9 protein-coding genes and 3 pseudogenes are annotated in these 9,816 nt (G+C 73.2%); 4 read left to right on the forward strand and 8 right to left on the reverse strand.

Translation table 11 applies throughout. The features are described from left to right. From LJ221_RS21285 to LJ221_RS21310, 6 genes and pseudogenes are all read right to left on the reverse strand, one after another. Positions 1-494 (reverse strand): alpha/beta hydrolase domain-containing protein (locus LJ221_RS21285; RefSeq protein WP_254716884.1); only part of this gene is annotated, 494 nt, incomplete at its 3' end. A 78-nt stretch (positions 495-572) separates the two neighbouring features. Then, positions 573-2,981 (reverse strand): excinuclease ABC subunit UvrA, encoded by a 2,409-nt coding sequence (locus tag LJ221_RS21290; RefSeq protein ID WP_241718339.1) that lies wholly within the window; start codon positions 2,979-2,981, stop codon positions 573-575. 80 nt (positions 2,982-3,061) lie between these two features. Next, positions 3,062-3,217, reverse strand: a complete 156-nt coding sequence (locus LJ221_RS21295; protein ID WP_241718340.1) for a hypothetical protein — start codon at positions 3,215-3,217, stop codon at positions 3,062-3,064. Between the two features lie 62 nt (positions 3,218-3,279). Next, positions 3,280-3,390, reverse strand: a pseudogene (locus LJ221_RS21300) (VOC family protein); the annotation flags it as partial. Positions 3,391-3,503: 113 nt separating this feature from the next. Further along, complete coding sequence (locus LJ221_RS21305; protein ID WP_241718341.1) at positions 3,504-4,187, reverse strand: ABC transporter ATP-binding protein; 684 nt, start codon at positions 4,185-4,187, stop codon at positions 3,504-3,506. Further along, a complete protein-coding gene (locus LJ221_RS21310; RefSeq protein WP_241718342.1) occupies positions 4,184-5,272 on the reverse strand; it encodes an ABC transporter permease in 1,089 nt (362 codons plus the stop codon). Before LJ221_RS21310 ends, LJ221_RS21305 begins: the two co-directional genes overlap by 4 nt. Positions 5,273-5,449: 177 nt before the next feature. Between LJ221_RS21310 and LJ221_RS21315 the strand changes: the two genes are divergently transcribed. The 3 genes from LJ221_RS21315 (at position 5,450) to LJ221_RS21325 (ending at position 8,193) form a co-directional block, all read left to right on the forward strand. Then, the gene (locus LJ221_RS21315; protein WP_241718343.1) at positions 5,450-6,706 is read left to right on the forward strand and encodes a sensor histidine kinase; all 1,257 of its coding nucleotides are present in this window, start codon (positions 5,450-5,452) and stop codon (positions 6,704-6,706) included. Then, entirely contained in the window at positions 6,703-7,338 is a 636-nt protein-coding gene (locus tag LJ221_RS21320) for a response regulator transcription factor (RefSeq protein ID WP_241718344.1), read from the forward strand. Before LJ221_RS21315 ends, LJ221_RS21320 begins: the two co-directional genes overlap by 4 nt. Before the next feature lie 447 nt (positions 7,339-7,785). Next, entirely contained in the window at positions 7,786-8,193 is a 408-nt protein-coding gene (locus LJ221_RS21325) for a YciI family protein (protein ID WP_241718345.1), read from the forward strand. A gap of 9 nt (positions 8,194-8,202) precedes the next feature. On the opposite strand, the pseudogene LJ221_RS21330 reads toward LJ221_RS21325, so the two are convergent. Beyond that, positions 8,203-8,569 (reverse strand): annotated as a pseudogene (locus LJ221_RS21330) (hypothetical protein); the annotation flags it as partial. A gap of 168 nt (positions 8,570-8,737) precedes the next feature. On the opposite strand from LJ221_RS21330, the gene nagB reads away from it, so the two are divergent. Continuing rightward, a complete protein-coding gene (nagB, locus tag LJ221_RS21335; RefSeq protein ID WP_241718346.1) occupies positions 8,738-9,523 on the forward strand; it encodes a glucosamine-6-phosphate deaminase in 786 nt (261 codons plus the stop codon). A gap of 168 nt (positions 9,524-9,691) precedes the next feature. Here nagB and LJ221_RS21340 read toward each other — a convergent pair. Next, a pseudogene (locus LJ221_RS21340) lies at positions 9,692-9,816 on the reverse strand (IS5/IS1182 family transposase); the annotation flags it as partial.

The following is a 9,816-nucleotide window of genomic DNA, read 5'->3' on the forward strand; positions in this document are numbered from 1 at the left end:
GAGATGCGGCGGGCGGCGACCACGGTGCCCCGCACTACGGAACGCCCGGGCGGCGCTGCTCCCCGCGGCGCAGCGGCTGCCGTGGCTGTTCTCCGCCGCCGTCGACGCGCTGGCCCGCCCGGCGGGGGAGTGCGCCCCGCCGGGCGGGCGATGACCGGCGGTCGGCGTTCTCCGACGCCGGAGGCGGGGGCCTTCCGGAAGTTGTGCGGCGTGTCGCCGGGAAGCGGGTAGCCGGCCAGCACACTGCGCGTGCCGGCGCGACGAAAGGTCAGGACGTAGCCGGCGTGCGAGGGGTGCAGCCGGTCGAGCCGGCCCCTGTCGAACGGGATGTGGGTGCCGAACAGGACGCGGAAGGTCTCCCCGGAGTTGTCGCCGGTGTTGAGCGCGGTCGGCGCCTCGGCCTGGGAGAGCCGGATGCCGCCGCGTGTCAGGCCGAGCTCCGCAGAGGGCGCGGACGGGGCGGCTGGACGCCTGAACGCGGTCCTCACCGCCATCGACCGCGTCGACGCGTCCGGACGGGGAACCGCTCCGGCCGGAGCGGTTCCCCGTCAGTTCTCCCCGGAGACTCCGCCTCAGGCGCCGACGTAGACCGCGAGATGTTCGCCGGTGAGGGTGGAGCGGGAGGCGACGAGGTCCGCGGGCGTGCCCTCGAAGACGATCCGGCCGCCGTCGTGTCCGGCGCCCGGGCCGAGGTCGACGATCCAGTCGGCGTGCGCCATGACCGCCTGGTGGTGCTCGACGACGATGACCGTCCTGCCGGAGTCCACCAGCCGGTCGAGCAGGCCGAGCAGCTGCTCGACATCGGCGAGGTGGAGGCCGGTGGTCGGCTCGTCGAGGATGTAGACGCCGCTCTTCTCGCCCATGTGAGTGGCCAGTTTGAGGCGCTGCCGCTCACCGCCGGACAGCGTGGTGAGCGGCTGGCCGAGTGTGAGGTAGCCGAGGCCGACATCCACGAGCCGGCCGAGGATCCGGTGCGCGGCCGGGGTGCGCGCCTCGCCGGCGCCGAAGAACTCCGCCGCCTCGGACACCGGCATCGCGAGCACCTCGCTGATGTCGCGCCCGCCGAGGCGGTGCTCCAGCACCGACGCCTGGAACCTCTTCCCCCCGCACTCCTCGCAGACGGTGGCCACACCGGCCATCATCGCCAGGTCGGTGTAGACGACGCCGGCGCCGTTGCAGACGGGGCAGGCCCCCGAGGAGTTGGCGCTGAACAACGCCGGTTTCACGCCGTTGGCCTTGGCGAAGGCCTTGCGCACCGGGTCGAGCAGACCGGTGTAGGTGGCCGGATTGCTCCGCCTGGAGCCGCGGATGGGCGTCTGATCGACGCATACCACGCCGGTGTCGCCGGCCTCGGAGCGGCGCAGCAGCGCCCCGTGCACCAGCGAACTCTTGCCGGAACCCGCGACGCCGGTGACCACGCAGAGCACCCCGAGCGGGATGTCGACGTCGATGTTCTGCAGGTTGTGCGCCGTCGCGCCGCGGATCTCCAGGGCGCCGGCGGGCTTGCGCACGGTCTTCTTGAGGGCGGACCGGTCGTCGAGGTGGCGGCCGGTGGGGGTGTCCACGGCGCGCAGGCCCTCGACGGTGCCCTCGAAGCACACGGCTCCGCCGGCCGCCCCGGCGCCGGGGCCGAGGTCGACGACATGGTCGGCGATGGCGATGACCTCGGGTTTGTGCTCGACGACGAGGACGGTGTTGCCCTTGTCGCGCAGGCGCAGCAGCAGGTTGTTCATCCGCTGGATGTCGTGCGGGTGCAGACCCGTGGTGGGTTCGTCGAAGACGTAGGTGACGTCGGTGAGGGAGGAGCCGAGGTGGCGGACCATCTTCACCCGCTGCGCCTCGCCGCCCGACAGCGTGCCCGACGGCCGGTCGAGGGAGAGGTAGCCCAGCCCGATCTCCACGAACGAGTCGAGGGACTGCCGCAGCGCGGTGAGCAGCGGTGCCGCCGAGGGGGCGTCGAGGCCGCGGATCCACGCGGCCAGGTCGCGGATCTCCATCGCGCAGGCGTCGGCGATGGAGATCCCCTCGATCTTCGAGGACCGGGCCTGCTCGCTGAGCCGGGTGCCGTCGCACTCGGGGCACTCGGTGAAGGTGACCGCCCGGTCCACGAAGGCCCGGATGTGTGGCTGCATCGACTCCCGGTCCTTGGAGAGGAACGACTTCCGGATCTTCGGGATCAGTCCCTCGTAGGTCAGGTTGACGCCGTTGACCTTCACCTTGGTCGGCTTGCGGTGCAGGAAGTCGTACCGCTCCTTCTTGGTGTACTCGCGGATCGGCTTGTCCGGGTCGAAGAAGCCCGACTCGGTGATGACCCGCACCACCCAGCCGTCCCCGGTGTAGGTGGGGATGGTGAACGGATCCTCGGAGAGCGACCTGGAGTCGTCGTAGAGCTGGGTGAGGTCGATGTCGGAGACCGTGCCCCGGCCCTCGCAGCGTGTGCACATTCCGCCGGTGCGGCTGAAGGTCACCTTCTCGGTCCTGGTCTTGTCGGCGCCGCGGTCGACGGTGAGCCCGCCGCTCGCCGAGACCGAGGCGACGTTGAAGGAGAACGCGGCGGGCGGGCCGGCGTACGGCCTGCCGAGCCGGCTGAAGAGGATGCGCAGCATCGCGTTGGCGTCGGTGGCGGTGCCGACGGTGGAGCGGGGGTCGGAGCCCATCCGCTGCTGGTCGACGATGATCGCGGTCGTCAGGCCTTCGAGTACATCGGCCTCGGGCCGGTTCGGGGTGGGCATGAAGCCCTGGACGAAGGTGCTGTAGGTTTCGTTGATCAACCGCTGCGACTCGGCGGCGATCGTGTCGAACACCAACGAGCTCTTGCCCGACCCGGAGACCCCGGTGAACACCGTCAGCCGGCGCTTGGGGATCTCGATGCTGACGTCCTTGAGGTTGTTCACGCGTGCGCCGTGCACGCGGATCAGGTCATGGCTGTCGGCCGCGTGCGGCCCGGGTGCCCGCGTGTCCGTCCTCGCCGCGGTGCTCATGGTGTCCCCTATCTGTCGGCCGGCTTGTTCCGGCCGGATCCGAACGGTGTGCGTGTTCTCTCGTCTGCCGGTGCCGGGTCTCACCGCGTGCGGGCCCGGACGAAGCGCGGCCCGTCGCCCGCGGGGTCACGGAAGGCGCGGCCGCACACCTCCGGGCCGAGGACGTCACGGTGGAGGGCGAGCGCCTCGCCGTGGCCGCAGACGGCGACAAGGCACTGTAAGAGCTTGGTGTCCATGGGTCTCACGCTACGGACCGGGAGCGGGTTTCGCCTCCTGGTTCCTGACCGGCCGCGTGTGGACCTTGGCGATGCAGGGTGCGGACCTCGAAGCCGAGAGTGTCGCGGTAGAAGGCCAGGGACGCCTCCGGGTCGTCGTGAGGAAGGAAGACGGTGTGGATGGTGATGTCCATGTGATCAGACCAGGACGGCCGGGTGGCCCGCGCTTCTCGAATCCTGACCGGTTCCCGGCCGCCCCGGCTCGCCCGGCTCCCCGGCGGGCAACCGCCCCGCCCGGTGTGCGGGCTTACCCGGACGCGGAGAGGAGGCGCAGACGCCCGTCGTGCATCTCGGCGACCCGGTCGGCCGCGGTGAGGTGGGCGCGGTCGTGGGTGACCAGGAGGGTCGCGGTGGCCTGCCGGTGGGTGAGGCGGGTGATCAGGTCGACGACAGCGGCGCCGCGCTCGTGGTCCAGGGCGCTGGTGGGCTCGTCGACCAGGAGCACGGTGGGCTCGTTCATCAGGGCGCGGGCGACGTTGACGCGCTGGCGCTGGCCGCCGGAGAGCCGGTGGGGGCGCCGGTCCGCCAGGTCGGCCAGGCCGACGGCGTCGAGGAGTTCCATGGCCCGGCCGCGGGCCCCGGCCGGGGAGCGCCCGTCGATCCGCGCCATGACCTGGAGCTGCTCGACAGCGGTGAGGGAGGGCAGCAGGTTGGGCTGCTGGAAGACGATGCCGACCCTTCGGCGGCGGAGTTCGGCGAGGTCAGCGCGGGTCATACCGGCGGTCGTGGCCCCGTCGATGTCGACGGTGCCACGGTCGGGGGCGATGAGGGTGGCGGCGACCGCGAGGAGACTGGACTTGCCCGAGCCCGAGGGGCCGACGACCGCGGTGACGCTGCCTCTCGGGACCTCCAGGGTGACCCCGTCCAGGGCGGTCAGACGGGAGTCGCCGTCGGGGTAGGTCAGGGTGACATCGGTCAGGCGCAGGCTCATCGGGCGCTCCCCAGAGCGGTCAGCGGGTCGACGGAGGTGATGCGACGGACGGACAGGGCGGCTCCGAGCGCGCCGAGGGCGATCGTCACGGCGGCCGGGACGAGAACGGTGGCGGGTGTGAGCAGGAAGGGCACGTCCCGGCCGGAGACGAGGGCGCCGATGCCGGCGGCGATGCCGGTGCCGGTCAGGGTGCCGCCGGCCAGCAGGAGTACGGCCTGACCGAGCGCGTCCTTCAGCAGGGTGGCCGTGGAGGCGCCCAGGGCCTTCAGGACCGCGATGTCACCGCTGCGCTGAATGGTCCACACGGTGAAGAAGGCACCGATGACCAGGGCGGAGATCACGAACAGGAAGCCGCGCATCAGCTGCAGGGAGGCGTTCTCGGAGGCGTAGGAGCCGATCGCGGACAGCGAGTCGTCCCTGGAGACCGTCCTGGTGCCCGCCGCCCGGTCGGCGGCCCCGACATCGGCGGCGGAGGTGGTGTCCAGAGCGATGACGGTGGCGGCCGGCCCGTCGGCCCCACCCGTGGAAGGTGCGATCTCCCGCCAGAAGTCCAGGCCGGTCCAGACTACCGGGGTGTGGCTGAAGAAGGCGTCGCCGTTCACGGCGGCGACGGTCGCCTGCCGCCCGGCGAGGGTGAGGGTGTCGCCCTGCGAGAGGCCGAGGTCGTGCGCGGCGGTGACGGACAGGACCGCCGCTCCGCCGTCGAGCCGGCCGCCGTCGGGGGCGAGCGCGGAGCCGGACCGGACGCCGAAGACGGACACTCCGGCGCTCCTTCCCCCGGCGGCGGCCCGCGTGGTGGTGATCCCCAGCGGCTCGGCGCCCCGCACACCGGGCACCCGGGCCCACCGCCGCCACTGCCGCTCGGTGACGGTGGAGTCCGCGTAGGACAGCTCTCCGCCCCCGTCCGGCGCCGCGAAGGCGATCGCGTCGGCGGGCAGGGAGGTGATCGCGGAGACGTTCTGCCGGCCCAGACCGGCGGTCAGGCCGGACAGCAGCCCGACCAGCAGGGTGATCAGCACGATGACGGCGCCCATCAGGGCGAAGCGCCCCTTGGCGGACTTCAGATCTCTCCACGCGACGAACACGGTGCTGCCTGCCCTTTCGGAGGACACCAGGGGAAAACGGTGTGCCCCCACTCTCGGCCGCCGCCCCCGGGGAGGGCATCCGGCCCAGGGCGGCAATCGGCGGGCCGAAAGGCGGTGCGCCGGTTCCAACTTTCGGCAGAGGTCCGGCCCGGGCAGCCTCCTTAGGATGGAGGGATCGTGAACGCCGCCGCTCCCGCCCCGACCCCCACCACCCGGGCACTGGCCTGGTGCCTGCATCTGCTGGTCGCCGGGCTGCTCGTACTGGCCGCCGGGCGGGCCGTGGCCGGTGGCCGCCCGCACCCCGGGTGGGTCGTCGCCGCGGCGGCGGTGTGCGGCCTGGTGTACGCGACGGGCCCGCTGCTGCCCCGGGTAAGCCGCTCGCGGCGGGCCGCCGCGTTGTGGCTGACCGCGGTGGGCGCCGCCTGGCTGGTGCTGCTGGCGCTCTCCCCGGACGGGGTGTGGGCGGCGTTCCCGCTGTACTTCCTCCAGCTCCATCTGCTGTCCCGCCGCGCCGGCCCGGTCGCCGTGGTGGTCACTGCGGCGGCGGCCACCGGCGGTTTCGCCTTCCACCAGGGATCCTTCGGCGTGGCGATGGCGATCGGTCCCTCCCTCGGTGCCGCCGTGGCGGTGGCGGTGGTACGCGGGTACCAGGCCCTGTACCGGGAGAGCGAGCGGCGCAGGCGCCTGATCGAGGAGCTCACCGCCACCCGCGCCGATCTGGCCGCCGCCCAGCACACCGCCGGTGCGCTGGCCGAGCGCGAACGCCTGGCCCGCGAGATCCACGACACCCTCGCCCAGGGGCTGACCAGCATCCAGTTGCTGCTGCGGGCAGCGGAACGGGCTCTGCCCGGGGCTCCGGAGACCGCCGCCCGCCATGTCGGCCAGGCCCGCCGGGCCGCCGTCGACAACCTCGCCGAGGCCCGCCGTTTCGTCGCCGCCCTCGCCCCGCCCGCGCTGGAGGGCACCACCCTGGCCGGTGCGCTGGAGCGCCTGTGCGCCACCACCGGTGCGCACCACCGGATCACCGTGCGCTTCCATCTGATGGGCGACCCCGCATCGCTGCCGACAGCGCACGAGGTCGCGCTGTTGCGGATCGCCCAGTCCGCCCTGTCCAACGTGGTCCGCCACGCCGGGGCCACCACAGCCGAGGTGACCCTCGGCCACCTCGGCGGCCATGTCGCCGTGGAGATCGCCGACGACGGACGCGGCTTCGATCCCGGCGGTCTGCCCGCCCCCGACCCGGAGTCCGGTGGGTTCGGACTGGCCGTCATGCGCGCCCGTGCCCACGCCCTCGGCGGGGAGCTCACCGTCGAGTCCGCCCCCGGACGCGGCACCGCCCTGACCGCCCGGCTGCCCCTCAGCTCTTCCGACGGCTCCGCGCCCGGGCCCTTACCCGATCCCGGCCCCGCACCCGCATCCGGGGCGCGCTCGTGACCGATCCCGCCATCCGCCTGCTCCTGGCCGACGATCACCCCGTGGTGCGGGCGGGCCTGCGCGCCGTGCTGGAGACCGAACCCGGCATCGAGGTGGCGGCCGAGGCCGCCACCGCCGAGGCCGCCGTCGCCCGCGCCGCCGGGGGCGACATCGACGTCGTCCTCATGGATCTCCAGTTCGGCGGCGGTATGAACGGTGCCGAGGCCACCGCCGCGATCACCGCCCGTCCGTCGCCGCCCCGTGTGCTGATCGTCACCACCTACGACACCGACGCCGACACCCTCCCCGCCATCGAGGCCGGAGCCACCGGATACCTCCTCAAGGACGCCCCGCCGGAGGACCTGGCCGCCGCCGTACGCACCGCCGCCGCCGGCCGCACCACGCTGGCCCCGGCCGTCGCGGACCGGCTGATGAACCGGCTGCGCACTCCCCGCGCCGCCCTGACCCGGCGGGAGACCGAGGTGCTCGCCCTGGTCGCCGAGGGCCTGTCCAACCAGGCCGTCGGCGCCCGGCTCCACCTCACCGAGGGGACGGTCAAGTCCCACCTGGCCCGTGTCTACGCCAAGCTCGGCGTCGAATCCCGCACCGCCGCCGTCGCCACCGCCACCCAACTCGGCCTCATCCGGCGGTAGCGGGCGGCACCGGCGGTCGCGCACCGGGCCCGCGACCCGACACAGTCAGGGGTGCCCGGCCAGATCCGCCTCCAGCGCGCGCCGCCACCGCACTCTTTCGCGGTGCGCCCCCACCGCCTGGCGGCGCGGGCCTGGGACGAGGGCCTCCACGACGGTCTGGTGGTCTCCGCCGGGCCCGGTCACGCCGACGGCCGCTGCACCCCGGTGTGCCGGCAGCGGGGGACCGGGGAAGGAGGGCGGGAAGGAGGAGCCAGGGGCCGCGGCGGAGACGGGAAGCGGAAGGCCGCCCGCCCCGATGCCGGAACCCGGGCACAAAGGGACGGCTCGTCCGGGTTCATCCGCACGGGTCGAAGAAACCCGCGCGGTGATGTCGAGAACCCGCGGCCGGCTCCGTCCCCGGGGCGAGCGCGGCCATAATGGGCCGCACCGGCACCGAGGAGAGACACGATGGCCAAGTACCTGCTGCTCAAGCACTACCGAGGCGCCCCAGCTCCGGTCAACGACGTACCCATGGACCGGTGGACGCCGGAGGAGATCTCTGCCCACGTGCGGTACATGCAGGACTTCGCGGCCCGGCTTGAGGAGACCGGCGAGTTCGTGGACAGCCAGGCGCTCGCCCCCGATGGGACCTTCGTCCGGTACGACGGCGAGGGACGCCCGCCGGTCGCCGACGGCCCCTTCGCCGAGACCAAGGACCTCATCGCCGGCTGGATGGTGATCGACGTCGACAGTCACGAGCGCGCCGTCGAGCTGGCCGGGGAGCTGTCGGCCGCACCCGGAGCGGGCGGGAAGCCGATCCACGAGTGGCTCGAGGTGCGCCCGTTCCTGACCGCGCATCCCCCCACCACGGAATGACCCCCAGGCGGACGAGGCACTGTAGAAGGTGGGCAGGGAAGTACGGCACGGCCCGGCCGAGCCGCTCGCCCGGCTCCTCGAATCCCTCCTTGGCGGTGCCGGGGCGGGACTAGGCCTGCCGGGTGAGCCGCTGGACATCCTTGACCAGCGCCAGCGCGAGGTGGCCGTTCGCCGGGTCGTTGACCGGCGCCCACGCGGGGAAGCCCAGGGCCTCCCCGCGCACCTGCCCGGCTTCGGGAGTCCCCGGTTCGCGGGCGCGGACGGTGAGGACGTCGGCGTCCTCCCGTTCCGTGGTGCCCGGAGGCAGCACGGCGCCAGCCCCCAGCAGCATGGCACAGGTTGTGTCGTCGTACGCGGTGCCGTCGTACGCCGTCATGCCGCACGCTCCTCGTCCTCGATGTCGCGTCCGGCGTACAGCGCGGCCGCCATGCGTACGCCCTCCGACCCGGCCGAGCTTCAGCACCCGGCCTTTCCGGCGTCGGTGTCACCCCCTGCTATGTTGGTCTATACCACTGATGTTCACTCTTGGATCGGCAGGCCCAGCGTGGAAGTTGTCATCGTTCCGGACGCCGACGCAGGCGGGGAGATCATCGCCGAGGCCATGGCCGGCCTCCTGCGGCGCAGGCCCGACGCGCTGCTGGGCGTGGCCACCGGCTCGACGCCGCTGCCCGTCTACCGGGCGCTGGCGGCCAGGGCCGCCGCGGGCGACGTGGACGTCTCGCGCGCCCGGATCTGCCAGCTCGACGAGTACGTCGGCCTGCCCTCCGGGCATCCCGAGTCCTACCGCTCGGTGGTGCTGCGCGAGGTGGTGGAGCCGCTCGGGCTGGACGAGGCGTCCTTCTTGGGACCCGACGGCTCCGCGGGGGATGTCCCGGCGGCCTGCGCGAGGTACGAAAGGGAGCTGGCCGAGGCCGGCGGCGTGGACCTCCAGCTGCTCGGCATCGGCACAGACGGGCACATAGGCTTCAACGAGCCGTGCTCCTCGCTGGCCTCCCGCACCCGCATCAAGACGCTCACCAGGCAGACCCGTGCCGACAACGCCCGCTTCTTCGGCGGCGACATCGACCAGGTGCCGCACCACGTCGTCACCCAGGGCGTCGGCACCATCCTGGAAGCCCGTCACCTGGTGCTGTTCGCCACCGGCGAGGCCAAGGCGGAGGCCGTGGCGCAGACCGTCGAGGGGCCGCTGTCCGCGATGGTCCCGGCCTCCGCGCTGCAGACGCATCCCCACGCCACGGTGGTGGTGGACGAGGCGGCGGCGTCCGGGTTGAAGCTCGCGGACTACTTCCGCGCCGCCTACGAGGCCAAACCGCGCTGGCAGGGTCTCTGACGGCCGAGCCGGACGCCCTCGCCGGAGACGGTGAACGTGCCGGTCCGGGCCGGGTTCCCCCGGGGAGCCTCGCGTACGACCTGCCGGGTGGCGCCGGTGCCGCGGCGCGGGACGATGCCCAGGCCGTGGGCGGGCCGGCGAGGATGGGTCTGCGTCACCGGCCCGGCACTAGGTTCTGTCTGACAAATGATCTTGTCTGGGTTCGCGGAGCCAGAGGACGAGTGCGGCGAGGTGGAGTCCGGCCCGGTAGCGGCTGGCGAGTTTGTCGAAGCGGGTCGCGATGGCCCGGAACT

Source organism: Streptomyces sp. CNQ085, assembly GCF_022614595.1.
GTDB lineage: Bacteria > Actinomycetota > Actinomycetes > Streptomycetales > Streptomycetaceae > Streptomyces.

What these genes read in the sequence shown, in the direction of transcription:
- LJ221_RS21295 (WP_241718340.1), bottom strand. Translation starts at nt 3,217, where the DNA reads ATGGACACCAAGCTCTTACAGTGCCTTGTCGCCGTCTGCGGCCACGGC.
- LJ221_RS21325 (WP_241718345.1), top strand. Translation starts at nt 7,786, where the DNA reads ATGGCCAAGTACCTGCTGCTCAAGCACTACCGAGGCGCCCCAGCTCCG.
- LJ221_RS21305 (WP_241718341.1), bottom strand. Translation starts at nt 4,187, where the DNA reads ATGAGCCTGCGCCTGACCGATGTCACCCTGACCTACCCCGACGGCGAC.
- LJ221_RS21290 (WP_241718339.1), bottom strand. Translation starts at nt 2,981, where the DNA reads ATGAGCACCGCGGCGAGGACGGACACGCGGGCACCCGGGCCGCACGCG.